The following is a 25,223-nucleotide window of genomic DNA, read 5'->3' as shown; positions in this document are numbered from 1 at the left end:
ACAGGTGGGCCTGTCCAGACCGGAGCTAAAACCATGCACAAGCGATTGCTGTCCGTCGTTTTTCTGACTGCCGCCCTCATCGCTCCGCTGGGTGCTCAGCCGGCACTGCAAAAGCCGGGAAGCAAGTCCGTCACCGGGATCACCGGCGGGACTTACAGCGTCGACCCGGCCCACACGCTTGTCAGTTGGACCGTCGACCACTTCGGTTTTTCACCCTACACCGGCATATTCGGCAACGTGACCGGAACCCTGGTCCTCGACCCGAAGAACCCGGCTGCAGCCAGGGTCGACGTCAGCATCCCGGTGGCGGAGGTAACAACGGCCAACAAGGACCTGACCGGACACCTGTTGCGCGCTGCCAAGGAAGCCGGTGCCAAGCCTGATTTCTTCGGCCCCAACCCGGCCCCGGCCAGGTTCGTGTCGACCGGCGTCAAGGTGCTGGGTAATCAGCGCGCCATGATCAGCGGCAACCTGATGCTCAACGGCGTCACCAAACCGGTCGTGCTTGCGGCCAGTTTCTATGGTGCGGGTAAAGCGCCGGCGATGATGGGCGGGGCGGAAAACGTCGGCTTTACCGCGCGCGCCACGATCAAGCGCAGCGATTTCGGCCTGACGTTCATCATCCCGCTGGTGTCCGACGAGGTCACGCTCGACATCGCGGCAGCCTTCAAGAAATAGCGGCCACGTCAGCGCATCAGCGCAAAAGCCGTGCGCAATTCGCCGACAAAGGCCTCCGGCTGCTCCCAGGCGGCGAAATGACCGCCCTTCTCCAACGTGCCCCAGTGGACGAGACGCTTGTAGTTGCGCTCCGCCCACTTGCGCGGGGTCGGCAGGATTTCCTTGGGAAAGGCGCTGACGCCGACCGGAACCGCGATCTCCTGGGGAACGAAACTGCCGAAGCTTTCCCAATAGAGCCGCGCCGAAGACGCGCCTGTCGCCGGCAGCCAGTAGAGCATGATGTTGTCGAGGATCTGATCGCGGCTGAGCGCGTCGTACGGCGAACCCTCGTTGTCGGTCCAGGCCCACATCTTCTCGAATATCCAGGCGGCAAGACCGGCCGGCGAATCGACCAATCCATAACCTACGGTCTGCGGCCGGGTGCGCTGCTGGGTCGAATAGCCCGAATCCCAGTCCTGATAATGCTTGAGCGCGGTCAGTGCCTTCAGTTCGGCAGGCGTCGGATTGGCAAGGTCCGCTTCGGTCGGGCGGCCGATCGGCATGTTGATGTGGATGCCGATGCACCCGGCGACATTCTGCACCCCGATCGCAGTCGTAACCGCGCTGCCCCAGTCGCCGCCCTGCGCGACCCACCGGGTGTAGCCGAGCCGTGCCATGAGCTGGCCCCAGGCGCGGCCGATCTGTTCGACGCCCCAGCCCTTGGTGGCCGGCTTGCCCGAAAAGCCGAAACCGGGGAGCGACGGCGCAACGACGTGAAACGCGTCTTCGGCCCGGCCGCCGAAACGGACCGGGTCGGCCAGCTGTTCGATCACGCCCATGAACTCGATCACCGATCCGGGCCAGCCATGGGTAATGACCAGCGGCATGGCTTCGGGATAGGGCGACCGGACATGGAGGAAGTGGATGTCGAGCCCGTCGATCTCGGTGACGAACTGTCCCAGCGCATTGAGCCGCGCCTCGCACCGTCGCCAGTCATAGTCGCGCCGCCAATAGCCGACGAGGTCCTTGACCGCCTCGAGCGGCGCGCCCTGCGACCAGTCGTCGACGGTCTCCCTTTCGGGCCACCGGGTCTGCGCAAGCCGGGCCTTGAGGTCGTCGAGATGCGGCTGGGCTACGTCCAGCGTGAAGGGCCGGATCGCGGTCACGCGTCCTATTCCATCGATCGCTTGTAGACGCTGGTCAGGGGCCGCTCGAACAGCTTCATCACCATCGGCTCGAAGAACGACAGCGGCGCTGTGTCGTAGTCCGGATCGAAGGCCGGGCAATCGTATTTCTCGATGAATTCGGCGGTCGCCTGATAGTGTTCGTGGCCGCGGAACTGGTCGCGCATGTTGCGATCGAGCCCGATGTAGTGGAAGAAGTTGTAGCCCTGGAAGATGCCGTGGTGCTGGGTGATCCAGTGCAGTTCGTCCGAGACGAAGGGCTTGACGATCGCGGCGGCGATATCGGGGTGGTTGAACGCCCCCAGCGTGTCGCCGATATCGTGCAGCAGCGCCATGACCACGTAGTCCTCGCTCCGCCCGTCGCGGTGCGCGCGAGTGGCGGTCTGCAGGCAGTGGGTCAGCCGGTCTACCGCGAAGCCACCGCAATCGCCGTCGAGCAGCTTGAGATGATCGAGCACCCGTGCCCCGCCGTTCTGGGCGAAGGGCTTCATGTGGGTCATGATGATGTCCCAGTCTTCCTGGGTGCCTTCGGCCATCGTGTGAAACTGCGCGGTGGCGTCCATCAGGTCGTGATCGGCCATTGCCATCTCCCTCGTCCGTTTGGCGGCAGACTATGCCTAATCGGGCGATTAAACCAACCGAAAATCGTCAGGACGGCGCCTGTGCGGCGCGCGATGCCGCCTCGATCCGGGCGCGGTCGGCAAGGAGGATCGTCGATGTTCCCTTGGCCAGCACCGTCCCCGCGCTGTCCTTGAGGCAGCCTTCATAGAAACAGGTGCGTCGGCCGTGCCGTTCGACCCAGCCTTCGGCGATGACCGGTCCTGGCCGTGCGGGCGCGAAAAAGCTGACTTTCAGTTCAAGCGTCATCGGCGTGACGCTGTCGCCGTTTTTCGCGATGGCCGCGTGGGCCATGGCCGCGTCGATCCATCCGGTAACGAATCCGCCCTGCACCACCCCGCCCGAATGGCACATGCCCGGCCGCGCCTCATAGACCAGCACGGCGCGCCCGGCCGGATCCATCTCGCGGACCTCGACCAGGCCCATGGTCGTGTAGAGATCGTCCATCAGGCCAGCGCCGAATAGATCAGCGTGCGCAACTCGCGCCGGACCGGCCACGTCGAACTGGGGGCAAGCTGGGTCATGAAAACCATGGTCATCCGCTCGGCCGGATCGACGAAGAAAGCGGTCGAATAGAGCCCGCCCCAGTAGTATTCGCCGACACTCCCGGGGATCATCAGCTTCGCCACGTTCTGCGTGACAGCGAATCCAAGACCGAAACCAACGCCCGCGTTCGAGGCTTCGCTGAACATCGATTTGGACCACGACGCCAGATCCCCACCATCGGGCAGGTGGTTCTGGGTCATCAGGTCGATCGTCTTGCGCCCGACGATCCGCGCGCCGTCGTACGAGCCGCCGTTAAGAAGCATCTGGCAGAAGCGGTTGTAGTCGAGTGCGGTGGAGACCAGCCCGCCGCCACCCGATACGAGCCGCGGCGGCCGGCTCCATGCGCTGTCGGCACCGCGATCGGTCAACACGCGGCCCTTGCCCGGCACCATCGAATAGCAGTCGGTCAATCGGTCGATCTTGTCCGCCGGAACGGTGAAGAACGTATCGTCCATCTTGAGTGGCGCGAAGATCCGCGTCGCCAGGAATTCGTCCAGCGGCACGCCCGACAGCCGCTGCACGACGGCGCCGAGCACGTCGGTCGACACCGAATAGTTCCAGCTCTCCCCGGGCGAGAACTCAAGCGGGATCTTGCCGAGCGCGGCGACGAATTCATCAAGCGTCAGATTGTCGTGCCAGTTCTCGATCTTGCCGTCGCGGTAGGCGGCATCGACGTTACCCCGGTTCTGGAAGCCGTAGGTGAACCCGGATGTGTGGCGCAGCAGATCGACCATCAGCAGCGGCCGGGCCAGCGGCTTCGTCTGGAAGGCGACGCCGCCTCCGCCGCCGTTGTAGACTGCAAGGCCGGCCAGTTCGGGCAGGACCTTCGCCACCGGCGTATCAAGGGCGACCTTGCCCTCCTCCACCAGCATCATGAAGGCGATCGAGGTGACCGGCTTGGTCATCGACGCGATGCGGAACAAGGCATCGTCGCGCAGAGCTGCGCCGCCCTCGCGGGCCGGCCCCTGCGACGAAAAGTGGGCGATGGCGCCTTCGCGGGAAATCAGCAACTGCGCGTTGGCAAGGCGACCGGTGTCGAGATACCGTTCCTTCAGGAAAGCGTCGATCAGGGCCAGGCGATCCGTGTCAAACCCCGTCGTATTGATCGAAATCGCCATTCCCGCTCCCATCTTTGTTCCTGCAGTTTCCTTTGTATTGCCCCTGCGCGTCGCCGCCGCAAGCGCGTTTCGCCGACGTCGAAACATCCCTTCACGATCGCTAACCACACCTGTTTGCCGCGCATTGCCCAGACCTCGAAGGCAATTGCCAAGGCCGTTCTGCAATAGGGAATCCATCACGAACCCCGGCTCAGAGGCACGACCCATGGAAACCGAAGAGACCATTGCCGTCCGCCCGTCGATCCGCGCCAAATGCCGCATGAAATCGGGCATGGTGGCGGAAGTCGACGTTCTCGATCTGTCGATCGCGGGCTGCATGGTGGAACGCAAGGCCATCTCGTTCGAGGAGGGCGCGCGGGTGCTGGTCCGCCTGCCAGGGCTCGAGTTCATGCCATCGAAGGTGCTGTGGATCGAGAACGGCCTCGTCGGGATTGAATTCGAACGCGATCTCCACGACGCCGTGTTCGAAAACCTGATCGGGCAACTGCGCCCACGGCGCTAAGCAGGCTTTCGCCCTTTACATCACGATCTGCCGAAGCCATAGGCTGCGGCCATGACTCTCGCTCTTGGTCTTACCCTGCGACTTATCCGCCCTTGGGCGTAGGCTGGCGTGCGACCTGAACGGCACGCAGCGCCGCTCAAGGGATATCTAACCGCACCCGATAGTCGCATTTAGCCGAGCCGAGGCCCGACATGACCATGCTGAAGACCCCCGGGGACAAGTACCGTCCCTTCCCGCTCATCAACCTGCCCGACCGGCAGTGGCCGAGCCGCGCGATCACGCAGGCGCCGCGCTGGCTGTCGACAGACCTTCGCGACGGCAACCAGGCGCTGATCGATCCGATGGGCGCGGAGAAGAAAAGTCGTTTCTTCGACCTGCTACTCAAGGTCGGTGTCAAGGAGATCGAGGTCGGGTTCCCGGCTTCGGGCGCCACCGACTTCGATTTCATCTCGGGCCTCGTTCGTTCGGGCCGCATTCCCGACGACGTCACCGTCCAGATCCTGACGCAGTCCAGACGCGACCTGATCGAGACCAGCTTTGCCAGCCTCGAGGGCGCGAAGACGGCGATCGTCCACTTCTACAACGCGGTGTCGCCGGTCTGGCGCAAGGTCGTGTTCGGCATGGACATGGCCGAGATCAAGCAGATCGCGGTCGATGGAGCCAAGGTCGTCCGCGACCAGGCGGCGCGCTATTCCGGCACCGACTGGCGCTTCGAATACAGCCCCGAGACCTTTTCGACGGCCGAAGTCGAGTATTCGGTCGAGGTCTGCGCCGCAGTGATGGACGTGTTGCAGCCGACACCCGACAAGCCGATCATTTTCAACCTGCCGGCAACGGTCGAATGCGCCACCCCCAATATCTATGCCGACCAGATCGAACTGTTCGGACGCCTGATCCCCAACCGTGACAGCGTGGTGATCAGCCTGCACACCCATAACGATCGCGGCACGGGTATCGCGGCCGCCGAACTGGGCCTGATGGCCGGCGCGGACCGGGTTGAAGGCTGCCTGTTCGGCAATGGCGAGCGCACCGGCAACTGCGACATCGTTACCGTCGCGCTCAACATGTATACGCAGGGCGTCGATCCCGAACTCGACTTCTCGGACATCGACGCGATCGCCAAGACGGTCGAATACTGCAATCAGCTGCCGATCCACCCACGCCATCCCTATGTCGGCGAACTGGTCTACACCTCGTTCTCGGGGAGCCACCAGGACGCGATCAAGAAGGGCTTCACCGCAATGGAGGCGAAGAACGATCCGGTCTGGGAAATGCCCTATCTCCCGATCGATCCGGCAGACCTCGGGCGCAGCTACGAAGCGGTGATCCGGGTCAATTCGCAGTCCGGCAAGGGCGGGTTTGCCTGGGTTCTCGAACAGGACCAGGGCCTGAAGCTACCCAAGAAGATGCAGGCGCACTTTTCCAACCGCGTGCAGAGCCTGGCTGACGATCTGGGCCGTGAGCTGTTCGCAGAGGATATCTGGGCGGTGTTCCAGAAGACCTACAAGCTCAACACCCCGCAGCATTTCCAGCTGGTCGACTACGAGGAATCCAAGGCCACTGACGGTACCCGGCTGTTCGCCGGCAAGATCGAGCTCGACGGCAGGGAACGCTCGGTCTCGGGCCGCGGCAACGGACTGATCAGTTCGGTGGTCGGCACGCTCAACGACGCCTTCGGCGTATCGCTCGAGGTAAAGGACTATTCCGAACACGCGATGACCGCAGGGTCGGATGCGCGCGCGGCGGCCTATGTCGAATGCGTAACGCCGCAGGGCAAGACGATCTGGGGTGTCGGGATCGACGAGGACGTGGCCACGGCCAGCGTCCGCGCCGTGCTTAGCGCCGCGAACGCCGCGACCGAGGGGTAAGCGCCGGTCAGTCCGGCGTCAGCACCATCTTGAGCGCGCCGGCCTCGCGCGCCTCGAACAACCGATAGGCTTCCGCTCCGTCGCTCAGCGGCATGCGGTGGCTGATGTAGCGCTCGGGGCGCAGACGGCCCGACTGGACCAGCGGGAACAGCGCGGGGAGTTCCTCCGGCACCGAACAGGTCCCGGCGCGGAAGGTCAGCCCTCCGGCGAAGGCACGTTCGAGCGGGAACGGGAAGCGTCGCGATTGCTGCACGCCGATCACCGAAACGGTGCCGCGCTTGCGCACCAGACGCAGCGCGAAATCGACCGTGGCGTCGCTGCCGACGACTTCGACCGCGCAGTCGAGCTTCATGCCCTTGGTATCGTCCTTGATCCGCTCCATCGCCTCATCGGGATGGAGCGCGATTGCGCCCGATTCCTCGGCCAGCTTGCGCCGTTCGGCGATCGGGTCAATTGCGTAGACCACGTGCGCGCCCATCACGAAGGCGCTGTCGACCGCCATGAGGCCAATCGGACCGAGCCCGACGATCGCCACGCTCGACCCCGGCTTGATATCGGCATTGCGAGCACCGAACCAGGCGGTGGCGAGCGCGTCGGTCATCATCAGGGCCTGTTCGGTGCTGACCCCGTCGGGGATCGGCACCGCGTTCATGTCGGCGGCGGGCACGCGCACCGCGTCGGCCTGCGAGCCTTGCAGCTTCGCCGAGAGGCCATAGCAGGACCCGGCACTGAACTCGCAGGTGTTGACCACACCGGCAAGGCACGACCGGCATTGGCCGCAACCCACCGCTGCGGGAAGCATGACCTTCTGGCCAACCTTGAGCCGGTGAACGCCGCTGCCCACTTCCATGACCTCGCCCACGGCCTCATGGCCGACACAGAAGCCCACATCCTCGGAAAAGCCGTGGCCGTGGTAGATGTGCAGGTCCGACCCGCAGATCGAGCAGGCGTCGACCTTGACCACGGCATCACGCACCGATTGAGGATCGGGATCGTCCATCGTCTCGTAGCGGACGTCGCGTTCGCCGTAGTATCGCAGAGCTTTCATTATCGTCCTCTCAGATGCGCCGCTCGCGCCCTTCCCAGAAGGGTTCGCGCAACTTGCGCTTGAAGATCTTGCCCGAATCCTCGCGCGGCAGGGCATCGGCAAACTCGATCCGCCGCGGCACCTTGTAGCTGGTCAGCACCTTGCGCAGATCGGCGCGCAGGTCATCGGCGTGCAGCGTGACGCCCGGCATCGGCTGCACTACGGCCATTACCTCTTCGCCGAACTCTTCGTTGGGAATGCCGAACACCGCGCAGTCGGCAACGCCGGGCAACTTGTGCAGCTCGGCCTCGATCTCGGCGGGGTAGATGTTGGCCCCGCCCGAGATGATCATGTCGTTGATCCGGTCGCACAGATAGAGGAACCCGTCGGCGTCAAAGTAGCCCATGTCGCCCGGGGTCACGAGGCCATAACGTTCCATCTGGCGGCGCTTTTCTGGCGCGTTCTGGTAGGTGAAATCGATGCCGTAACTGTTGCGGCCCATGACCTCGCCGATCTCGCCGGGGGCGACATCGTTGCCCGCTTCGTCCACGACCCGCACGGTGGCGCCCGGCATGACCTTGCCGACCGATCCCGGATGGGCCAGCCACTCCTCAGACGACAAGCCGGTGACGTTGCCCATCTCTGTCGAGCCGTAATATTCCCAGATCACCGGCCCCCACCATTCGATCATCGCGCGCTTGACCGGCGGCGGGCACGGCGCGGCGGCGTGGGTGACGTATTCGAGGCTGGACAGATCGTACTTGCCTTTCACCTCCTCTGGCAGGCGCAGCAGGCGGTTGAACATGATCGGCACCATGTTGAGGTGCGTGATCCGCTCCTTCTCGATGAGGGCGAGCAGTCCCTCAGCATCGAAGCGCGGACAGATCACCACGTTGGTGCCCGCGCGGATCGAGAAACCCGAATGGGCGTTGGGCGCCGCGTGATAGACCGGGCCGATCACCGCCGTGGTGATGGTCGCCGGATCGCGGGTGCCGGCCAGAACATCGCCATAGCCGTAGGACCAGGCAAGCATGGCGCTGACCGCCGCGTTCTGCTCCTCGCTGAAAGCGGGGCGCTTCACGCCCTTGGGACGTCCGGTCGTGCCGCCGGTGTAGATAATCGACCCGGGCGCAATTCCGGCCTCGCCCTGCCACGGCTCGGCGGCTGCAACCAGATCGTTCCACAGCGGCAAGCCCAGCGGATTTGGCACCTCGCCAAGATTGTAGGCGGTGCGGATTTCCGGCGGGGTTTCGACGATCACCACCGGCAGGCCGTCCGGGATGGCATGGCTGACGGGACCGTAAAGATCGGCGTGGATGACCAGCAGCTTCACCGCGCTGTCGTTCAACAGGTAGTTCGCCTCGTCCGGCGTGTAGTGCCAGTTGACCGGCACCGGATAGACGCCGAGCAGCCCCGCCCCGAACACCGCTTCGAAATAGGCCAGATCGTTGCGCAGGTAGAGCGCTACGCCGTCTCCCGCCGCGACGCCCAAGGCCGCCATTGCACTGGCGGCGCGGCGAGCGCGGTCATCGAACTGCTCCGCCGTCAGTGTCTGGTCGCCGCTCTTGATCCAGCCCATGCGCGCGCTCCGTCAGTAGATGGTGTAGCCGCCGTCGATGACGATCGTATCGCCGGTATGGTTGCGGGATCCGCGGCTGGCGAAGTAGACCGCGATAGCTGCGAAGTCCGACCCGTCGAGCCAGTCGCCGCGCGGCACCCGGCCGATCACGGCTTCGGTGAACTTGTCCCAGCCTTGCAGGCCCTCGGTCATCCCGGAACGGGTCCAGCCCGGCAGGATCGAGTTGGCGGTGATGCCGTAGCGGGCCAGTTCGACCGCCATCGCCCGGATCATCGTCACCACCGCGCCCTTGGTGGCCGCGTAATGTTCGTTTCGCGCCGCGCCGTGGATCGCGGAGGTCGAGGAGATGCCGATCAGCGAACCGCCGCTGTCGCCGGTCTCGTGCCGCGCGATCATGTGCTTCGCCGCTTCGCGCAGCGTGAACAGCACGCCGTGGACATTCACCGCCTCGATCCGGCGGAAGTCGTCCTCGGTGATCTCGAAAACGCTCTTGCGCGAGATCGAGATAGCGGCGTTGGCGATTGCCTGGTCGATCCGCCCGAACTCGTCGACGATGGCCTGAACGCCGGACGCCACCGCCGCTTCGTCTGACACATCTACCTGCGCGTGCCGCACTTCTCCGCCATGCTTGCGCAGAGTCTCGGCCGCGGCGGCGTTGCGTTCGGCGTTGGTGCCCCAGATCACGACGGTGGCGCCGTGCTGGGCAAGGCCTTCCGCCATGCCCAGCCCGATGCCGTTGTTGCCGCCGGTAACCAGAGCCACCTTGCCGGTCAGATCGAACAGCGAGGCCATGGCCTTACCGCTCGTTCATCGAGACGTATTCCTTGATCTTCGACTTCCCGAGCTGGCTCATGTGCACTTCGTCCGGGCCGTCGGCGATGCGCACGAAGCGGTTCAGCGTGAAGAACCGGGCGACCGGCGTGTCGTCGGAAACACCCATGCCGCCATGGGCCTGGATCGCGCGGTCGCAGACGGTCTGCGCCATCTGCGGGGCGACGACCTTGATCGCGGCGATCAGGTCCTTCGCCACCTTGTTGCCATAGCGATCCATCGCATCGGCCGCCTTCAGCGTCAGCAGGCGCGACATCTCGATTTCGCAAAAGCTCTTGGCCACTTCCTGGCGGATGCTCGACTGGTCGGCCAGCTTCTTGCCGAAGGCGACGCGGCTGTCGACCCGTCGGGCCATGATCTCGAGCGCACGCTGGGCCTGCCCGATCGAGCGCATGCAGTGGTGGATGCGGCCCGGGCCAAGGCGCCCTTGCGCGATCTCGAAGCCGCGTCCCTCGCCAAGGATCAGGTTTTCCTTGGGCACGCGCACGTTGTCGAAGCGCAGTTCGCATTCGCCGCCGGGCGAATTGTGCGATCCGAACACGGTCAGGTGGCGCACGATGGTAATGCCGGGAGTGTCCGGTTCGACCAGGATCTGCGAATGCTGCGCGTGGCGCGGGGCGTTGAAATCGGTTTTGCCCATCACGATCCAGATGTCGCACCGCGGATGCATCGCGTTCGAGATCCACCACTTGCGCCCGTTGAGGACATAGTCATCGCCGTCGGGCGTGATCGACAGTTCAAGATTGGTCGCGTCGGACGAGGCGACCTGCGGTTCGGTCATCACATAGGCCGAACGGATCGTTCCATCGAGCAACGGCCTCAGCCACTTTTCCTGCTGCTGGGGGCTGCCGTACTTGGCCAGCACTTCCATGTTGCCGGTATCAGGGGCCGAGCAGTTGAGGACCTGACTCGACCACGGCACGCGGCCAAGCAGTTCGGCAATCGGCGCGTATTCCAGGTTGGTCAGCCCCGGCGAGAACGCGCCGTACTCATGCGGAAGGAACAGGTTCCACAGCCCCTGCGCCTTGGCCTTGGCCTTGAGGTCTTCCATCCCCGGCCATTCCTTCCAGATGTTGGCCGGATCGGTGACGAAATCGTGGTAGGACTGCTCGTTGGGATAGATATGCTCGTCCATGAAGGCGCTGACCTTGGCCAGCAGGTCCTTCACCTTGTCGCTGTGTTCGAAATCCATGGAAAATGCCTTTCTTAAAGGGACAGGCCGCCATCCACGATCACCGTGTGGCCGGTGACATAGGAGGCGAGCGGGGAAGCGAGGAAGATGGCCGTACCGGCCATGTCGGCCGGCGTGCCCATGCGGCCCTGCGGGATATGGGCCAGTGCGCCGGCGAGGCGATCGGGATGCTGGGTGGTCACCTTGGTGAGCTTGGTATCGACCAGGCCGGGGGCCAAGCCGTTGACGCGGATGCCCAGCGGCGCCCAGGCCTGGCCCAGTGTCTTGGTCAGGCTGATCGCGCCGGCCTTCGACGCGGCATAGGCGGGGTTGCCGATGTTGGCCTTGAGCCCCGAAATCGAGCTGACGATAATCATGCTGCCCCTGGCCTCGGCCAGGTCGTCGCGAAACTTCATCCCGCAGTGCATCAGGCTGTCGAGGTTGACGCCGATGACCCGGTCCCAGCCCTCGCGCTGGAACTCGCCGCGCTTGTAGACCACCGTGCCCTGGCACAGCACCAGCACGTCCAGCCCGTCAAAGGGCAAGGGCGCTGCCGCAATCGCGTCGGGATCACCGACATCGACGCAGGCGTAGCCCAGCCCCGTCAGGTCCGATCCGTCCGCCGCGTCGTATTCGTCCGCCGAACCGCGGGTGCCCCACACGTGGACATCGGCGCCGCGCATCCGAAAGCCATGGGCAATGCCGTTGCCGATCCCGCTCGATCCGCCGACGACAAGCACGCGCTTGCCGGTGAAGTCAGTGTCGCTTTGCACTCCTCTCTCCATTCGATCGTTTATCCATTTGGATAATGCAATTGACGTAACCGGGAGTCAAACTACAATTTGTCCCCATGGCAACCGTGCCTTCATCGCCTCGCCCCGAAGCGGCCGAACACCTGAAGTCGGTCGCCCTGCGGCTGTTCGCCCAGCGCGGGGTCGACGGGGTGACCGTGCGTCAGATCGCCGAGGCCGCCGGACAGAAGAACCACGCGGCGGTCGGCTATTATTTCGGATCGAAGGAGGAACTGGTCCGCGCAATCATCGTCGACGGCGCGCGCCGGATCGACGACCAACGCAACGCCTGGCTCGATTCGGTCGAGGCGCGCGGCGGCCCCCGGACCGTGCGCGAAGTGGTCGAGGGTCTGGTCCGCACGTCGATCGACCACGACCCGCCCGAAGGCGGCGAATGCTACAACCGCTTTGTCGTCGGATTGGCGCTGGCCCATCGCCAGACCTTCATGGACGCGCTCGAGGGACGCTGGAACTCGGGCTACCTGCGTTGCTTCGCGCACGTCCGCCGTCTGATGCCGCAGATTCCGGCCAAGGAAATAAACCAGCGGCTGCTGTTCATGGGCTCCGCGCTGGGATCGATCCTGGCGGCGCGCGAAGGCGAGCTGGCCGACCGTTCGCGCCCCCACCCGACCTGGAGCGCCGATGCCACCTTGGGCAGGATCGCCCGCTCGTTGACTGCGATGATTGAACTCGACGACTGAAGACCGCACACTGCCCAGAACGAAAGAACGACGAGAGAGGACGCCCATGACCGAAGCGATTCTGGAACCTGACCTGCCGATCATCGATCCGCATCACCACCTGTGGGACCTGCGACCGGTGCTGGGCGCCTTTCCCGAACCGCTGCACAGCTTTCTCGCCTCGATCGCGCTGACGCCCTACTACACCTTCAACGAACTGCTTGCCGATGCGACCAGCGGACACAACGTGATCGGCACGGTGTTCATGGAATGCGGCGCCTTTTACCGCGCCGGGGCCGGCGACGCCGAAAAGGTCATCGGCGAGATCGAATACGTGAACGGCGTCGCCGCGCAGAGCGCCAGCGGCCTTTATGGCTCGATCCGCCTGTGCGATGCGATCATCGGTCATGCCGACCTAAGCCTGGGCGACGATGCCCGCCGCGTGCTGGAAATGCTGATGGACGCAACCCCGCGCTTCAAGGGCATTCGCCACGCTGCCGCCTGGGATGCTGATCCCGACGTCCTGGGTCCGCCGTTCCACCATCCCGCAGGCCTGTACCGCGATGCCACCTTTCGCGAAGGGTTCCGGCATCTCGGCGCGCTGGACCTTACTTTCGATGCCTGGCTGCTCGAACCTCAGCTCGACGATCTGCTCGATCTGGCGCGCGCCTTCCCCGATCAGCCGATCTGCCTCGACCATTGCGGCACGCCGGTCGGATCGGCCAGTTATCGCGGCAAGCTGCCTGAGCGGTTCGACACCTGGGCGACGAAGATGCGCGAAATCGGCAAGTGCGAGAACGTCTCGGTTAAGCTGGGCGGCCTTGCCATGTCGTTCCCCGGAATGCCCGAACAGGGCCCCGCCGCCGGGCTAGGCTCGGAAGAACTGGCTGCGATGTGGAAGCCCTATATCGAAACCTGCATCGAAGCCTTCGGTCCGCGCCGCGCGATGTTCGAAAGCAACTACCCGGTCGACAAGTGGGGGGCGAGCTACCCGGTGCTGTGGAACGCCTTCAAACGGCTGACCGCCGGCGCCTCGGCCGATGAGAAGCGCGAACTCTATGCCGGATCCGCCGCGCGGTTCTATGGCATGGAACACCTGCTGGCCTGATCGATGGCGGCGATCCACCTGCCCCGCGCCATGCGCATCGGCGGCGGAACGCTGGCCGAACTGCCCGAGGTACTCGCGCAGTTCGGCCTATCGCGTCCCTTGGTCCTGACCGATGGCTGGCTTGCCGGCTCGGGCGTGCTCGAGCGGGTGGAAAACCTATTGGAAACGGCCGGGTTCGCGGTCCGCAGCTTCAGCGGTGTGGTCACCGATCCCACCGTCGCATCTGTCGAGGCGGCACTGGCCTTCCTGCGCGAAGCGACGCACGATTGCGTGATAGGCCTTGGTGGAGGCAGCCCGATCGACACGGCCAAGATCGTCGCGGTCAAGGCCTTGCGCGATGCTCCGGTCAGCGCGTTCAAGGCCCCGCACCAGCAGGACGAGCCCGGACTGCCAATCATTGCCGTGCCGACCACGGCCGGAACGGGATCGGAAGCGACCCGCTTCACCGTCATCACCGACGAGGCCAGCGACGAGAAGATGCTCTGTGCGGGGCTGGCCTATCTCCCCACGGTGGCGATAGTCGATTACGAACTGACCCTGACAAAGCCCGCGCGGCTGACGGCAGACACCGGCATCGACAGCCTGGTCCACGCGATCGAGGCTTACGTATCGAAGCGCGCCAATCCGTTTTCCGATGCCGCCGCGCTGACCGCCATGCGGCTGATCTGGCCGAACCTGCCGCTGGCCTGCGCCGATCCGGGCAATCGCACCGCGCGCGAAGCACTGATGATGGGCGCGCTTCAGGGCGGAATCGCGTTTTCCAACAGCTCGGTCGCACTGGTCCACGGGATGAGCCGTCCGATCGGGGCGCACTTCCATGTGAGCCACGGCCTGTCGAACGCCATGCTGATGCCGGTCGTCACCCAGTGGAGCGCGCCGTCGGCCCTCTGCCGCTACGCCGACTGCGCCCGCGCGATGGGCCTGTCCGACGATGGAGTGAGCGACCAGGGCGCGGTCGGCCGTCTGGTCGAAGCGCTGCAGCAGGTCAATGCCGACCTCAAGGTGCCGACGCCTGCCGCCTATGGCATAGACAAGGAACGCTGGGATGCCCTTCTCCCGCTGATGGCCGAGCAGGCCCTCGCCAGCGGGTCGCCGGGCAACAACCCGCGCGTTCCCGAAGCCGGGGAAATCATCGAGCTGTACCGCCGGGCCTGGGCCTAGAGGATGAAGTCGCTTGCCGTCAGTTGAACACTTTGGGCGTTGAAACTTACGTAGATCGTCAGATCGGCCGCGCCGTCGCCGTCGACGTCGCCTTCGACCACCGAACGACCCGAAAGGGGGTCAGCGCTGAAGCGAAGCTCTCCGGACTGACCCGTGAACGCGGCTTGTCCAATCCAGGAGAAAGCGTTGAGGCTCCCCGCGCCATCGGCATCGATCAACGAAAGGTCGATCCGGTCGAGGCCTTGTTGGAAGTCCTGGATAAGGTCGACCCCATAGGGATTGAGCGGGTCAGTCGACGTCGCCAGCGAGGATGAACTGACCGTGCCGATGTCAAAGATGTCTGCTCCGGCGCCACCATTGAGAGTATCTTCCCCCGTGAAACCCCGCAGCCAGTCCGCTCCGTCACCGCCTGCCAGGAAATCATTGCCCATGTCGCCCCAAAGCTTGTCATTGCCGGTTCCGCCGAACAGTTGATCATCGCCGAAGCCGCCGCCGAGATCATCGTTGCCGGCTCCGCCATCGAGATGGTCGCCAAGTGATTCCGCGATTGCCGTATCGCCATGATCGCCTCTCAGGATGTCGTTCCCATCTCCGCCAGACAGATAGTCGGCGCCGCCACCACCAAATATCAGATCATCACCGCCCAAGCCGTAGATCCAGTCATCGCCGCCGTAGCCGTAAATTGTATCCTTCCTGCTGGTACCGTTGATGAAGTCCGATCCCGCCTTCCCCTCGATCAACGCCATGTCTGCCTCCCATTGGCTTGCGCGCTGGCCGAGATTTCCGCCGAAAAAATCGCAGAGCGACTCGTCCGTGATGTGTGTGTTTACCACGAAATCGCGCGGATGGGCGGGGTCGTTGCCGCCATGACGCTACGGCATAGCCGGGTTTGGCGGTTGCTGTGCCCGATCCCCGATTGACCTGGATCAAGGCGTACCGGACGAACTGCGGCTATCACGGCGATCATGGCCGACGTGCGGTCGCCAAAGTGGCGCCGGCCGTCGGACAAGGGAGAGGATCGACCATGGCCCAGCTTCGCCACCTTGCCTTCATTCTGGCAGGCCTTGCCGCCCCACTGCCGCTCGCGGCCCAGGCGCCCTTGCCGGACATAATCGTCACGGCCCCGCGCAAGCTGCCGCAGGGAATGGAGCCGGTGCGCACGACTGTGGCAATCAGCGACCTCAACCTCAAGACCGTCGCCGGTGTCGACACGATGGAGCGCCGGGTGACCGCCGCCATCAAGACGATGTGCGCACCGCCGGCGCGCGCGGCGCACTGGCAGGTCAAGGACAGCAAGGCCTGCACCAGCCACGCCTGGGAAAATGCACGCCCGCAGATGGACGGTGCCATAGGCAGGGCCAACAGCAACTGATCGGACCGCCCTTTCGCCAGACCGTCAGACCACGTCGAGCGGTTGGTGTTCCAGCGGCAAAGAGGCGAGGCTAACCCGGTCACCCGTGTGAACGTCGCCGGCCGCGATGACGATGGCCATGACCCCGCACTTGCGGATCGGCCGTCCATCGTCGGCCCTGTCCACCACGGCAGCCATCAGCCCCTTCGCCAGGCCGTCGATCTGCCGGCACGGATTGCGCAGGCCCGTAACCTCGATCAGCGCGTCCTGCCCAAGGCGCAAGCGCGCCCCGCGCGGCAGGCCGAGCAGGTCGATCCCCCGGGTCGTCACGTTTTCGCCCAATTGCCCAGGCGCGATTGCGAAGCCCTTTTCCGCCAGTTCGTCGAACAATTCGGCATGGATCAGGTGCACTTGACGGAGGTTCGGGACGGTCGGGTCCTTCGCAATCCGCGACAGGTGCTGGACCGTCCGACCCACATGGGCGTCACCCTCGACGCCCAGCCCGGCCAGCAGCGTCAGCGTCTCGCACGGCTGCTTCGAAAAGCGGTGCACCCTGTCGCGGGCAAGTCCGATGACGGTTGGAAGCATGGCCTTCAGGCTAGGCCCCCAACCCTCCACGGACAAGACTTGCGAGCTATCGCGCAGATGTCCTCCCAATCATCAGGTGCTTTCGGGACCGCGCTTCCACCACTCGACAGGGGCAATTAAGTCTCATAGGAAAACCCAAACTCACGAGAACAGGAACCCCAGAGAGATGCCGCTACCCGCTCCGTTCGATCGCCTCCGCCTGCCCGTCATCGGTTCGCCGCTGTTCATCATTTCCGGGCCCGAACTGGTGATCGCCCAGTGCAAGGCGGGAATCGTCGGCAGCTTTCCGGCGCTCAACGCGCGGCCGTCGGGCGTGCTCGACGAATGGCTGCACCGCATCACCGAGGAGCTTTCCGCGCACAACCGCGACAATCCCGATCGCCCTGCCGCGCCCTATGCGGTGAACCAGATCGTCCACAAATCGAACAACCGCCTGGAAGAGGACATGGAGGTCTGCGCCAAGTGGCAGGTGCCGATGACGATCACCTCGCTGGGCGCGCGCGAGGACATCAACCAGGCGGTCCACGCGTGGGGCGGGATCGTGCTGCACGACGTGATCAACGACCGCTTCGCCCGCAAGGCGATCGAAAAGGGCGCCGACGGGCTGATCCCGGTCGCGGCCGGCGCCGGCGGCCATGCCGGCGTCCTCTCGCCCTTCGCCCTGATGCAGGAAATCCGCCAGTGGTTCGGCGGCCTCGTCGCTTTGTCGGGTTCGATCGCCTGCGGCCGTTCGATCCTGGCCGCGCAGGCCATGGGCGCCGACTTTGCCTATATCGGCACGCCATGGATCGCGACGAAGGAAGCCAACGCGATCGAAGGCTACAAGACCGCCATCGTCGAAGGGCGCGCAGACGACATCGTCTATTCGAACCTTTTTACCGGCGTCCACGGCAACTACCTGCGCCCCTCGATCGTCGCGGCCGGGCTCGATCCCGACAACCTGCCCGAAAGCGATCCTAGCAAGATGAATTTCGGATCGGGCGGCAATACCGAAGCCAAGGCCTGGAAGGACATCTGGGGTTCGGGCCAGGGCATCGGTGCGGTCGACGCCGTGGACAGCGTGGCCGACCGGGTCGAGCGGCTGTCGCGCGAATACGACGAGGCGCGCAGCGAACTCGCGGCCAAGGCGCGCATGGCGCTGGCCTAATCCTCTGGCGGGGCGGTGGCGGGCCACAGCACGTCCGCCATCGCGTCAAGCTCTGCAAAGTCGATTCCTGCGCCAAGCGGATCGCGGCGATTGAGCACAATCCGCTTGCGCTGGTCGAGCAGCCGCCGGCGCAGCGCACGCTGCAACAGGGCGAGCCGCTCGTAAGCATCGCGCAAGGCACCATCCGGATAGCGCGAGATACTGGACGCCCACGTTCGTTCGATCTGGCCGACCCGTTCGATGACCATTGCGTTGTAGTTGCGATGCGGCCCGCGGTGCAGCGGCAGTCCATGCCGGATCGCGGCATCGTCGTTGGCGGGAAGCAACACGCCGTTGGCGCGGAAATCGTCGAAGCACAGCCGGTCGGGGCCCAGGGCTGCAAACAGCGGACGAAAGCTGGGCATGCGCAGGACCTGCAAGGGCAGGATATGGTGCCGGTGCAGACTTGGATCGAAACCGGGGGTTGTGCGGCAATTGACCGTTCGGAAGGCTATACGCTTCCGAGCTTTCGGATGGCCGGAACCGCGGTCGCCGGGTTCAGGCAACCAGCGTCCTCGGCCGAGCGGCGGCGGCGGCGATCACCGGCTGACCATGACCCGAAGTTGCCGCCCGCCCCTCACCGGCACGGCAACCAATACCTCGCCGTCCGGACCCGCGAACTCCTGCGCTGATACGAGCGGTCCATTAACGACCAGCTCGTTGATCAACCGCACCGAGATCCGCGCCACCGCGCTCGCCGAGAGGGTGCGATCCGGCTCGAAACGCAGTTCCTGCCCGATCAGCAGATCGAGACCGAGCGAAACCATCGCCCCGTTGCTTTCGCGCCGCAGCGAGGTGAGCCCAAGCGCGGGGAAGGCTCCACCGCCCAACCAGTCATCCACCACGCGGCAGAAATATCCAGCTTCCATCCAGCTCCCCGCAGGCAGCCAGCATACGGCGCTGAGGTGCGGCAGGTCGGCGAGACGCCGCCCAACTCCGGCAAGAACCCGGACCACGGGAAGGAGGCCGCGTCCCTGCGCGATGTGCGGACCCGGCGCCAGTGTGACCACTTCTCCCTCGGGAATACTGTCGAGGCCAAGAAGCGCTCCAGCAGGCGGCGTCGGGATCGGTTCGGCGGGCGCAAGCCCGCGGCAATCGAAAGTCAGGCCACTGGCCAGCAGCTCCAGCCAGCCGTCCTCGGCCGGTGGGCGATGGCTGACCGAGAACGCGCCAGCCCTGCCCTGCGGCGCGCCGACCCCGGCCACGCCTTCGGCGTCCGGTCGCGCTCCCTTGGCGAAAAGCAGCGAAAGGACTGCCTCGGCTGCAAGGTCGCCAGTGTCGCCCAGGTCAGTAATGTTCGCCCCCCAGTCACGCGCCATCAAGGGCCCTTCTCTGGCATTATTACAGAAGCTTAGTCGAGTCCTGTTGGGCCGAGCTGATCCGATTTGGTGACAATTGTGTCAGTTGCTCAGAAGAGCCCCATATCGAGCCCTTCGGCCATCGCTGCGCCCAGTTCAAAGCAGGGCTGCAGCATGGCTTCGGTCAAAAACTTGTCGGCCAGGATCGCCTCGGGCGTCTGCGCCCCGAGATTGACAATTATGGGATCGGCCACCCGCCGCAGCCGCCAGCCCGTAACGATCCGGTCGATCTGGGTCTGGGCCCCGCGCCCGTCGGACCCGGCTGCGATGGCCGTAGCATAGGCGCGCCCCTCGATCTGACCGAGCAGCGGGTAATAGGAGCGGTCGAACATCTCCTTCATCATGCCTGTCATGCTGCCGAGGTTTTCCGGGCAGACGAACAGGTAGCCCCCGCTGTCGAGAAGGTCTTCCGGCCGTACATCCCCTGCGTAAAGCAGGCGGCCCCTTGCGCCCGCCCCGCGGGCCGCGCTTTGCGCCATGGCGCGAGCAGCGCCGGTTCGGCTGTGCCAGACGATGGTCAGCATCGCTCCCTCCTTGGCGGCATCGACCTTTCTGCGATGAACCGCCGTCCCCGCGCCCGTCAACTGTCGATGGGCGAACGCGGCCCTCTTTGCCTTGGCCGCGCAATCGGATAGCGCAAGGATCATGTCCGCGCAGCACAACTCCGTCCTAGGCATTGACCGATCCCTGTCCGGTCGGCTGTGGCGCTGGCGTGGCGGAAACATGGACCTGGGCGGGACCGCAACGCTGGACCATGACCTGGTGACCCAGTTGTTGCTGTCGCGCGGGGTCGCCCCCGACGATGTCGAACGGCACCGCAACCCTTCGCTGCGCGCCTTTCTGCCCGACCCTTCCCATTTCCGAGACATGGACCAGGCGGCCGAACGTCTGGCCCAGGCCGTGCTGACCCACGAGCGGGTGACGGTCTACGGCGACTACGACGTCGATGGTGCGACCAGTGCGGCCTTGTTGATCCGGTTGCTGCGCGAACTGGGTCTGGAGGCTGGTTACTACATCCCCGATCGCCTCCTTGAAGGCTATGGCCCCTCGGGCAAGGCGCTGGTTCGCCTGGCAGAGGAAGGGTCGAGCCTGATCGTCACGGTCGATTGCGGCGCCATGGCACACGAGGCGCTGGCCATGGCGCACGAGGCCGGGGTCGACGTAATCGTGGTCGATCATCACAAGTGTTCGGCCGAATTGCCCCGTGCCGCCGCGCTGGTGAACCCGAACCGGCTGGACGAGAGCGAGATCGGGGCGGCCCACGGGCACCTCGCGGCGGTCGGCGTCGCCTTCCTTCTCGGCATCGCACTGGTCCGCGCGCTCCGCCAGCGCGGGTACTTCGAAAGTCGAACCGAACCCGATCTCTTTGCCCTGCTCGATATCGTGGCGCTGGGCACCGTCGCCGATGTCGCTGCTTTGCACGGCATCAATCGTGCGCTGGTCGCCCAGGGACTCAAGGTCATGGCCCGGCGCGACAACGTCGGCATGGCCGCACTGATCGACGCCAGCCGCCTGAATCGCGCGCCAACCTGCAGCGACCTGGGCTTTGCCCTGGGACCAAGGATCAACGCCGGTGGACGCGTGGGCGAATCGACGCTCGGCGTGCGCCTGCTGACCACACAGGACCCAGAGGAGGCCCGGGCAATCGCCGCGCAACTGTCGGTGCTCAACGAGGAGCGCCGCGCGATCGAGGCCGAGGTCCAGCAAGCGGCGGAGGCGCAGATAGATGCCCAGCACAACCGGGCCGTCCTGACCCTGGCCGGGCGCGGCTGGCACCCGGGGGTAATCGGTATCGTCGCGGGCCGGATCAAGGAAAAGACAGGCAAGCCGACGCTGGTTGTCGCGCTCGACGCCGACGAACACGGCAATGGCAAGGGCTCTGGCCGTTCGATCGCCGGAGTGGATCTCGGCGCCGCCATCATTGCGGCGCGAGAGCACGGGCTGCTCGTGGCTGGAGGCGGACACGCTATGGCAGCGGGGCTGACCGTGGCCGAAGGCCGGATCGACGCGCTGGGCGAGTGGCTCGACCGGCAACTGGGGCACGCCGTATCGGCGGCCATGGCCAATCAGGCCTTGCTGCTCGACATGGCGGTGGCACCGGGCGGCCTTGTGCCATCGCTGGTCGAGGCGATGGAAAGCGCCGGGCCCTATGGCGTGGGCTGGCCCGGTCCGCGCGTGGCGGTCGGGCCGGTGCGGCTGGTCAAGGCGGACGTGGTCGGCGCCGAACATCTGCGCCTGATAGTGCGCGGCGACGACGGCGCCAGTTTCAAGGCCATCGCCTTCCGCGCGGCAGGCAGCGAAATGGGCCAGGTCCTGCTTCACGCCACGCACCAGCGCCGGCTCTGGCTCGCCGGTCGCGCCAAGATCGACGACTGGGGCAGCCGTCCCGCCGCCGAACTGCATCTTGAAGACGCCGCTTTTGCCGACTGAAACATTATTGCTCGCGGGGGCTTGACCGTTTTTGCACGCGACCCTAAAGGCGCGGCCTGCCCACGGCACACCCGGTGAGGCCCCTTCGTCTAGCGGTTAGGACGCGGCCCTTTCACGGCTGAAACACGGGTTCGATTCCCGTAGGGGTCACCAACCGGACGCAGCCGTGGGCATTTTGATTCGACGGCCCCTTCGTCTAGCGGTCAGGACGCGGCCCTCTCACGGCTGAAACACGGGTTCGATTCCCGTAGGGGTCACCAAATCGCAGCAAAGCCCATCTAATTGCCTCTGGCACGATGGACCTGCCCTTTCTAAAGCACCCGAGATGAGCGTCGCCCGCACTTTCTCCTGGCCCAGCGCCGCAATCGCCGTGGTCGCCTCGATCGCCGTGGTCTTTGCCGGTGCCAGCCCCTGGATCGCGCTGGTTGTGGCGCTCCTGTGGCTCGGCTCGCTGTGGCTGGCCGCACCCGAGCCCGAAATCGCAACGGCACGAATCGACGCGGGCGAGGTGTCGCGCGACGCAGCGCGCGAAACGATCGAACCGCTGGGCCAGCCCCTGCTGATCCTAGATGGGCGGCGCATCCTCGTAGCCAACGCAGCCGCTCGCGCCGCGCTGGGCGCCCATATCGTCGGCCAGGACGCGCGCATCGCGCTGCGCCATCCCGAAGCGATGCGCCTTCTCGATATGGAAAACGGCGCCAGCGTCAGCATAGCCGGGTTCACCGGCGGACGCAGCCTGTGGCAATTGACCCGCCGCCGGGTCGATCGCGATCGCTGGATGATCGAGATGATTGACCGCACCGCCGAAGCGGACGTCAGCCGCGCTCATACCGACTTCGTCGCAAACGCCAGCCACGAGCTGCGCACCCCGCTTGCCGCGATCATCGGCTATGTCGAGACGCTGGCCGACGGCGGCCCCGCCGTGGACGAGGCTGCGACCAAGCGCTTCCTCAGCGTGACCGAGCGCGAGGCCAAGCGCATGCTGACCCTGGTCGAGGACCTGATGACGCTGAGCCATGTCGAGGCTGAAAAGCATGATCGTCCTGCCGAACTGGTCGATCTGTCGAGCCTGGTGCGGCGCGTTGCGTCGGAAGTGAACGCACTGACCGGCAAGGAACGCGTGGTCCTGGCCGACGTAAGGTCCGGCGCAATGATCGCCGGCGATTCGGGACAGCTCGAGCAGGTTCTGCGCAACCTCATCGACAACGCGATGAAATATGGTGCACCGGACGAGCCGGTCACGGTGTCCCTGGTCGAGCACGACGACGCGCGGTTGGTGGTCACCGTCGCCGATCGCGGGCCCGGCATCGCGCCCGAGCACCTCCCCCACCTGACACGGCGCTTCTACCGCACCGATCCCGGCCGCAGCCGGGCATCCGGCGGGACCGGCCTTGGCCTTGCGATCGTCAAGCACATCGTCGAACGCCACGATGGCCAACTGGAAATAGCCAGCCGCCTTGGCGAAGGCACGCGGGTCAGCGTCAGCCTGCCCGCGATCGCGCAGGCCGACGCCTGAACCGGATCAGAAGTTGGCGCTGATCGCCACCGTCGCGGCATGGTCCATGTTGTCCGGCCCGCGGCGAACAACGCCAAGCTGGTTGAGATAGCCGACCTCGATGCCGATTTGCTTGTTGAGCGGCACGGCAATGCTGACCGCGTTGCGCATACGATCGTAGCCCTCGACGCGCTGGAACGCAGTCGTGTTGAGGTTGACGAAGCTTTCGTGGCTGACGTTGAGCGTCGACTTGCCGACGAAGGGTGCGCTGGCCTTCACATAGGGACGGAGGCGCCAGCCTGTCCCGACCGCGTTGTCGCGCCAACGCTGTTCCATGCGCAGCCTCGCGCTCAACTTCACTGGACCAAGCTTGGCAATATTGTCGAACGTGACCTGTTCGCGGGCGCGGTGTTCCATCGCGGAGAAATCGCCGTGCGAGTAGGTCGGATTGTGGACATAGCCGGCAGCCAGGGTGACCTGCTTGGACACCTTGTAGTTGAGCATGGTCGAGTTCTCGAGCTCGTAGAATCCGCGTGCATCGCTAACCCGTGCAACAAGTTCGTTTGTCAGTTTCAGATCTGGCGTGAGGCCGACGCCGACGCTTAGAGTCTGCCAGAATTGTTCGTCCTCTGCCGCCTGGGCACTCGAAGCGACGAACACGGCTGAAGCGGCTGCGGCGACTAGTATCTTGCGCATCAAATTGGTTTCCCGGAGGTTGGTCTTGCGGCGGCCATTAAGTCTTTTTTGTGACACTTACGTGACGCTATACCTCAGATTTTCGACACGATTGCGACAGAGCCCCTGTCATGTCACCACACTGTCAGCTAGCTGACAGTCATTGTCACGAAGTTGTCACGAAAGCGCACCAGAGGGGCGGCAATACCCGCGAACGAGAGAATCGCCATGACCAACAAACTGCTGACCTTCGCTACCGTCATTTCCGCCTCCGCCTTGCTGGCCGCCTGCGGCGGCGCGCAAAACTCATCGCGCGACCAGATCCGCGCGGTCGGTTCGTCCACTGTCTACCCCTTTGCCAAGGCTGTCGCCGATTCGCTTGCGAAGTCGAACACCGCGATCAAGTCGCCGATCATCGAATCGACTGGCACCGGCGCCGGCATGAAGCTGTTCTGCAGCGGCGTCGGCGTCGCGTTCCCCGACATCGAAAACGCCTCGCGCCGCATGAAGAAGTCGGAATACGAGGACTGCGCCAAGAACGGCGTGGACAAGATTGCCGAGATCCAGATCGGCCTCGATGGCGTGGCCTTCGCCGAAGCCAAGGGCGGTCTCGGCATCAAGCTGACCCCGGAAGACGTCTACAAGGCGCTGGCCGCCAACCCCTATGGCAAGCCCAACACGGCCAAGACCTGGAAGGATGTCAACGCTGCCCTCCCGGCCGAACCTATCCTCGTCTATGGCCCGCCCAGCACTTCGGGCACCCGCGACGCGCTCAAGGAACTGATCCTCACAGTCGGCTGCAACGCCAACGCCGAGACCAAAGCGCTGAAGGACAGCGACAAGGACAAGTACGAGAAGATCTGCACCGAAGTGCGCAGCGATGGCGCCTATGTCGATGCCGGCGAAAACGACAATCTGATCGTGCAGAAGCTTGAAGCCAACCCCAAGGCCATCGGCATCTTCGGCTTCTCCTATCTCGAAGAAAACGCCGACAAGCTGATGGGCCTGACCATGGGCGGCATCGAGCCGACCTATGCGACGATCTCGGACTTCAGCTATCCTGGCGCCCGCCCGCTCTACATCTACGTCAAGGTCGCACACCTCGACGCAATCAAGGGCCTGCGCGAATACGTCGCCGAATGGGCCAAGAGCTGGAGCAAGGACGGCCTGCTCGCCAAGCAGGGCATGGTCGTGGCTCCCGATGCGGTGCTTGCCAACAGCGGTCGCATTGCCAGCGAGTTCACGCTGCTGGATCCGGCCGAACTGAAGTAAGAAGCCGGCGAATCACCGCCTAAAGGG

The 25,223-nt window shown here is 64.9% G+C and carries 26 protein-coding genes and 2 tRNA genes; 13 read left to right on the top strand and 15 right to left on the bottom strand.

Annotated features, from left to right (window positions below; genetic code table 11):
- The first annotated feature begins 33 nt into the window (after nt 1-33).
- A complete protein-coding gene (locus B0I00_RS02000) occupies nt 34-678 on the top strand; it encodes a YceI family protein (RefSeq protein WP_100865673.1) in 645 nt (214 codons plus the stop codon).
- A gap of 8 nt (nt 679-686) precedes the next feature.
- Here B0I00_RS02000 and B0I00_RS01995 read toward each other — a convergent pair whose 3' ends face one another.
- From B0I00_RS01995 to B0I00_RS01980, 4 genes are all read right to left on the bottom strand, one after another.
- Complete coding sequence (locus tag B0I00_RS01995; protein WP_100865672.1) at nt 687-1,823, bottom strand: epoxide hydrolase family protein; 1,137 nt, start codon at nt 1,821-1,823, stop codon at nt 687-689.
- A 5-nt stretch (nt 1,824-1,828) separates the two neighbouring features.
- Nucleotides 1,829-2,422 (bottom strand): HD domain-containing protein, encoded by a 594-nt coding sequence (locus B0I00_RS01990; protein WP_232730079.1) that lies wholly within the window; start codon nt 2,420-2,422, stop codon nt 1,829-1,831.
- A gap of 67 nt (nt 2,423-2,489) precedes the next feature.
- Nucleotides 2,490-2,906, bottom strand: a complete 417-nt coding sequence (locus B0I00_RS01985) for a PaaI family thioesterase (protein ID WP_100865671.1) — start codon at nt 2,904-2,906, stop codon at nt 2,490-2,492.
- A complete protein-coding gene (locus B0I00_RS01980; protein ID WP_100865670.1) occupies nt 2,906-4,123 on the bottom strand; it encodes a serine hydrolase domain-containing protein in 1,218 nt (405 codons plus the stop codon). The genes B0I00_RS01985 and B0I00_RS01980 overlap by 1 nt, the downstream gene beginning before the upstream one ends.
- 205 nt (nt 4,124-4,328) lie before the next feature.
- Here B0I00_RS01980 and B0I00_RS01975 point away from each other — a divergent pair, with 205 nt between their 5' ends.
- Both B0I00_RS01975 and leuA read left to right on the top strand, forming a co-directional pair.
- Nucleotides 4,329-4,625 carry a PilZ domain-containing protein gene (locus tag B0I00_RS01975; protein WP_100865669.1) on the top strand — a complete coding sequence of 99 codons (297 nt, stop codon included), beginning with the start codon at nt 4,329-4,331 and terminating at the stop codon, nt 4,623-4,625.
- A 191-nt stretch (nt 4,626-4,816) separates the two neighbouring features.
- On the top strand, nt 4,817-6,493 hold the full coding sequence (gene leuA / locus B0I00_RS01970) for a 2-isopropylmalate synthase (protein ID WP_100865668.1): 1,677 nt from the start codon (nt 4,817-4,819) through the stop codon (nt 6,491-6,493).
- Nucleotides 6,494-6,500: 7 nt separating this feature from the next.
- On the opposite strand, the gene B0I00_RS01965 is transcribed toward leuA, so the two are convergent.
- Genes B0I00_RS01965 through B0I00_RS01945 form a run of 5 tightly spaced genes read right to left on the bottom strand, consistent with a single transcriptional unit; the run spans nt 6,501 to nt 11,874 of the window.
- Complete coding sequence (locus B0I00_RS01965) at nt 6,501-7,541, bottom strand: alcohol dehydrogenase family protein (protein ID WP_100865667.1); 1,041 nt, start codon at nt 7,539-7,541, stop codon at nt 6,501-6,503.
- Between the two features lie 10 nt (nt 7,542-7,551).
- Nucleotides 7,552-9,099 (bottom strand): acyl-CoA synthetase, encoded by a 1,548-nt coding sequence (locus B0I00_RS01960; RefSeq protein WP_100865666.1) that lies wholly within the window; start codon nt 9,097-9,099, stop codon nt 7,552-7,554.
- A 12-nt stretch (nt 9,100-9,111) separates the two neighbouring features.
- Nucleotides 9,112-9,891 (bottom strand): SDR family NAD(P)-dependent oxidoreductase, encoded by a 780-nt coding sequence (locus tag B0I00_RS01955; RefSeq protein WP_100865665.1) that lies wholly within the window; start codon nt 9,889-9,891, stop codon nt 9,112-9,114.
- 4 nt (nt 9,892-9,895) lie between these two features.
- Nucleotides 9,896-11,122, bottom strand: coding sequence for an acyl-CoA dehydrogenase family protein (locus B0I00_RS01950; protein ID WP_100865664.1), 1,227 nt, complete (start codon nt 11,120-11,122; stop codon nt 9,896-9,898).
- A gap of 14 nt (nt 11,123-11,136) precedes the next feature.
- Nucleotides 11,137-11,874 (bottom strand): SDR family NAD(P)-dependent oxidoreductase, encoded by a 738-nt coding sequence (locus B0I00_RS01945; protein WP_100866441.1) that lies wholly within the window; start codon nt 11,872-11,874, stop codon nt 11,137-11,139.
- Nucleotides 11,875-11,951: 77 nt separating this feature from the next.
- On the opposite strand from B0I00_RS01945, the gene B0I00_RS01940 reads away from it, so the two are divergent.
- Genes B0I00_RS01940 through B0I00_RS01930 form a run of 3 tightly spaced genes read left to right on the top strand, consistent with a single transcriptional unit; the run spans nt 11,952 to nt 14,841 of the window.
- Complete coding sequence (locus B0I00_RS01940) at nt 11,952-12,593, top strand: TetR/AcrR family transcriptional regulator (RefSeq protein WP_100865663.1); 642 nt, start codon at nt 11,952-11,954, stop codon at nt 12,591-12,593.
- Between the two features lie 46 nt (nt 12,594-12,639).
- Complete coding sequence (locus B0I00_RS01935; protein WP_100865662.1) at nt 12,640-13,680, top strand: amidohydrolase family protein; 1,041 nt, start codon at nt 12,640-12,642, stop codon at nt 13,678-13,680.
- Between the two features lie 3 nt (nt 13,681-13,683).
- Entirely contained in the window at nt 13,684-14,841 is a 1,158-nt protein-coding gene (locus B0I00_RS01930) for an iron-containing alcohol dehydrogenase (RefSeq protein WP_100865661.1), read from the top strand.
- On the opposite strand, the gene B0I00_RS01925 is transcribed toward B0I00_RS01930, so the two are convergent.
- Entirely contained in the window at nt 14,838-15,587 is a 750-nt protein-coding gene (locus tag B0I00_RS01925) for a calcium-binding protein (RefSeq protein WP_157812451.1), read from the bottom strand. The two genes, B0I00_RS01930 and B0I00_RS01925, sit on opposite strands and share 4 nt — an antisense overlap.
- 278 nt (nt 15,588-15,865) lie before the next feature.
- Between B0I00_RS01925 and B0I00_RS01920 the strand changes: the two genes are divergently transcribed.
- Nucleotides 15,866-16,213, top strand: a complete 348-nt coding sequence (locus B0I00_RS01920) for a UrcA family protein (RefSeq protein WP_100865659.1) — start codon at nt 15,866-15,868, stop codon at nt 16,211-16,213.
- 24 nt (nt 16,214-16,237) lie between these two features.
- Here B0I00_RS01920 and B0I00_RS01915 read toward each other — a convergent pair whose 3' ends face one another.
- Entirely contained in the window at nt 16,238-16,780 is a 543-nt protein-coding gene (locus tag B0I00_RS01915; protein WP_100865658.1) for an MOSC domain-containing protein, read from the bottom strand.
- Between the two features lie 166 nt (nt 16,781-16,946).
- On the opposite strand from B0I00_RS01915, the gene B0I00_RS01910 reads away from it, so the two are divergent.
- Entirely contained in the window at nt 16,947-17,927 is a 981-nt protein-coding gene (locus tag B0I00_RS01910; protein ID WP_100865657.1) for an NAD(P)H-dependent flavin oxidoreductase, read from the top strand.
- Here the strand turns inward: B0I00_RS01910 and B0I00_RS01905 are convergent.
- The 3 genes from B0I00_RS01905 to B0I00_RS01895 form a co-directional block, all read right to left on the bottom strand.
- Nucleotides 17,924-18,472 (bottom strand): AHH domain-containing protein, encoded by a 549-nt coding sequence (locus B0I00_RS01905; protein WP_408635192.1) that lies wholly within the window; start codon nt 18,470-18,472, stop codon nt 17,924-17,926. The genes B0I00_RS01910 and B0I00_RS01905 overlap by 4 nt on opposite strands.
- A 33-nt stretch (nt 18,473-18,505) precedes the next feature.
- Nucleotides 18,506-19,285 carry a hypothetical protein gene (locus B0I00_RS01900; RefSeq protein ID WP_100865656.1) on the bottom strand — a complete coding sequence of 260 codons (780 nt, stop codon included), beginning with the start codon at nt 19,283-19,285 and terminating at the stop codon, nt 18,506-18,508.
- An 89-nt stretch (nt 19,286-19,374) separates the two neighbouring features.
- A complete protein-coding gene (locus tag B0I00_RS01895) occupies nt 19,375-19,848 on the bottom strand; it encodes a flavodoxin family protein (protein ID WP_198519118.1) in 474 nt (157 codons plus the stop codon).
- A 121-nt stretch (nt 19,849-19,969) separates the two neighbouring features.
- Between B0I00_RS01895 and recJ the strand changes: the two genes are divergently transcribed.
- From recJ to B0I00_RS01875, 4 genes are all read left to right on the top strand, one after another.
- Nucleotides 19,970-21,754: a single-stranded-DNA-specific exonuclease RecJ gene (gene recJ, locus B0I00_RS01890; RefSeq protein ID WP_100865655.1), complete on the top strand. Its 1,785-nt coding sequence runs from the start codon at nt 19,970-19,972 to the stop codon at nt 21,752-21,754.
- Between the two features lie 78 nt (nt 21,755-21,832).
- A tRNA-Glu gene (locus B0I00_RS01885) sits at nt 21,833-21,907 on the top strand.
- A 32-nt stretch (nt 21,908-21,939) separates the two neighbouring features.
- Nucleotides 21,940-22,014: transfer RNA gene (locus tag B0I00_RS01880), tRNA-Glu, on the top strand.
- Nucleotides 22,015-22,079: 65 nt separating this feature from the next.
- A complete protein-coding gene (locus tag B0I00_RS01875) occupies nt 22,080-23,270 on the top strand; it encodes a sensor histidine kinase (RefSeq protein WP_100865654.1) in 1,191 nt (396 codons plus the stop codon).
- A 6-nt stretch (nt 23,271-23,276) separates the two neighbouring features.
- On the opposite strand, the gene B0I00_RS01870 is transcribed toward B0I00_RS01875, so the two are convergent.
- Nucleotides 23,277-23,945: a DUF2490 domain-containing protein gene (locus B0I00_RS01870; protein ID WP_100865653.1), complete on the bottom strand. Its 669-nt coding sequence runs from the start codon at nt 23,943-23,945 to the stop codon at nt 23,277-23,279.
- Between the two features lie 207 nt (nt 23,946-24,152).
- Between B0I00_RS01870 and B0I00_RS01865 the strand changes: the two genes are divergently transcribed.
- Nucleotides 24,153-25,196, top strand: coding sequence for a substrate-binding domain-containing protein (locus tag B0I00_RS01865; protein WP_100865652.1), 1,044 nt, complete (start codon nt 24,153-24,155; stop codon nt 25,194-25,196).
- The last annotated feature ends 27 nt before the right edge of the window (nt 25,197-25,223 follow it).

Source organism: Novosphingobium kunmingense, from assembly GCF_002813245.1.
Taxonomy (GTDB): Bacteria; Pseudomonadota; Alphaproteobacteria; order Sphingomonadales; family Sphingomonadaceae; genus Novosphingobium; species Novosphingobium kunmingense.
Note: the sequence above shows the minus strand (reverse complement) of the source record. Positions and strands in the feature narration are given on the sequence as shown.

Excerpts from the sequence above, each read along its gene's own strand:
- B0I00_RS02000 (WP_100865673.1), top strand. The coding sequence starts at position 34 with ATGCACAAGCGATTGCTGTCCGTCGTTTTTCTGACTGCCGCCCTCATC.
- B0I00_RS01990 (WP_232730079.1), bottom strand. The coding sequence starts at position 2,422 with ATGGCCGATCACGACCTGATGGACGCCACCGCGCAGTTTCACACGATG.
- B0I00_RS01985 (WP_100865671.1), bottom strand. The coding sequence starts at position 2,906 with ATGGACGATCTCTACACGACCATGGGCCTGGTCGAGGTCCGCGAGATG.
- B0I00_RS01980 (WP_100865670.1), bottom strand. The coding sequence starts at position 4,123 with ATGGCGATTTCGATCAATACGACGGGGTTTGACACGGATCGCCTGGCC.
- B0I00_RS01975 (WP_100865669.1), top strand. The coding sequence starts at position 4,329 with ATGGAAACCGAAGAGACCATTGCCGTCCGCCCGTCGATCCGCGCCAAA.
- leuA (WP_100865668.1), top strand. The coding sequence starts at position 4,817 with ATGACCATGCTGAAGACCCCCGGGGACAAGTACCGTCCCTTCCCGCTC.
- B0I00_RS01965 (WP_100865667.1), bottom strand. The coding sequence starts at position 7,541 with ATGAAAGCTCTGCGATACTACGGCGAACGCGACGTCCGCTACGAGACG.
- B0I00_RS01960 (WP_100865666.1), bottom strand. The coding sequence starts at position 9,099 with ATGGGCTGGATCAAGAGCGGCGACCAGACACTGACGGCGGAGCAGTTC.
- B0I00_RS01955 (WP_100865665.1), bottom strand. The coding sequence starts at position 9,891 with ATGGCCTCGCTGTTCGATCTGACCGGCAAGGTGGCTCTGGTTACCGGC.
- B0I00_RS01950 (WP_100865664.1), bottom strand. The coding sequence starts at position 11,122 with ATGGATTTCGAACACAGCGACAAGGTGAAGGACCTGCTGGCCAAGGTC.
- B0I00_RS01940 (WP_100865663.1), top strand. The coding sequence starts at position 11,952 with ATGGCAACCGTGCCTTCATCGCCTCGCCCCGAAGCGGCCGAACACCTG.
- B0I00_RS01935 (WP_100865662.1), top strand. The coding sequence starts at position 12,640 with ATGACCGAAGCGATTCTGGAACCTGACCTGCCGATCATCGATCCGCAT.
- B0I00_RS01930 (WP_100865661.1), top strand. The coding sequence starts at position 13,684 with ATGGCGGCGATCCACCTGCCCCGCGCCATGCGCATCGGCGGCGGAACG.
- B0I00_RS01925 (WP_157812451.1), bottom strand. The coding sequence starts at position 15,587 with ATGGCGTTGATCGAGGGGAAGGCGGGATCGGACTTCATCAACGGTACC.
- B0I00_RS01920 (WP_100865659.1), top strand. The coding sequence starts at position 15,866 with ATGGCCCAGCTTCGCCACCTTGCCTTCATTCTGGCAGGCCTTGCCGCC.
- B0I00_RS01915 (WP_100865658.1), bottom strand. The coding sequence starts at position 16,780 with ATGCTTCCAACCGTCATCGGACTTGCCCGCGACAGGGTGCACCGCTTT.
- B0I00_RS01910 (WP_100865657.1), top strand. The coding sequence starts at position 16,947 with ATGCCGCTACCCGCTCCGTTCGATCGCCTCCGCCTGCCCGTCATCGGT.
- B0I00_RS01900 (WP_100865656.1), bottom strand. The coding sequence starts at position 19,285 with ATGGCGCGTGACTGGGGGGCGAACATTACTGACCTGGGCGACACTGGC.
- B0I00_RS01895 (WP_198519118.1), bottom strand. The coding sequence starts at position 19,848 with ATGCTGACCATCGTCTGGCACAGCCGAACCGGCGCTGCTCGCGCCATG.
- recJ (WP_100865655.1), top strand. The coding sequence starts at position 19,970 with ATGTCCGCGCAGCACAACTCCGTCCTAGGCATTGACCGATCCCTGTCC.
- B0I00_RS01875 (WP_100865654.1), top strand. The coding sequence starts at position 22,080 with ATGAGCGTCGCCCGCACTTTCTCCTGGCCCAGCGCCGCAATCGCCGTG.
- B0I00_RS01870 (WP_100865653.1), bottom strand. The coding sequence starts at position 23,945 with ATGCGCAAGATACTAGTCGCCGCAGCCGCTTCAGCCGTGTTCGTCGCT.
- B0I00_RS01865 (WP_100865652.1), top strand. The coding sequence starts at position 24,153 with ATGACCAACAAACTGCTGACCTTCGCTACCGTCATTTCCGCCTCCGCC.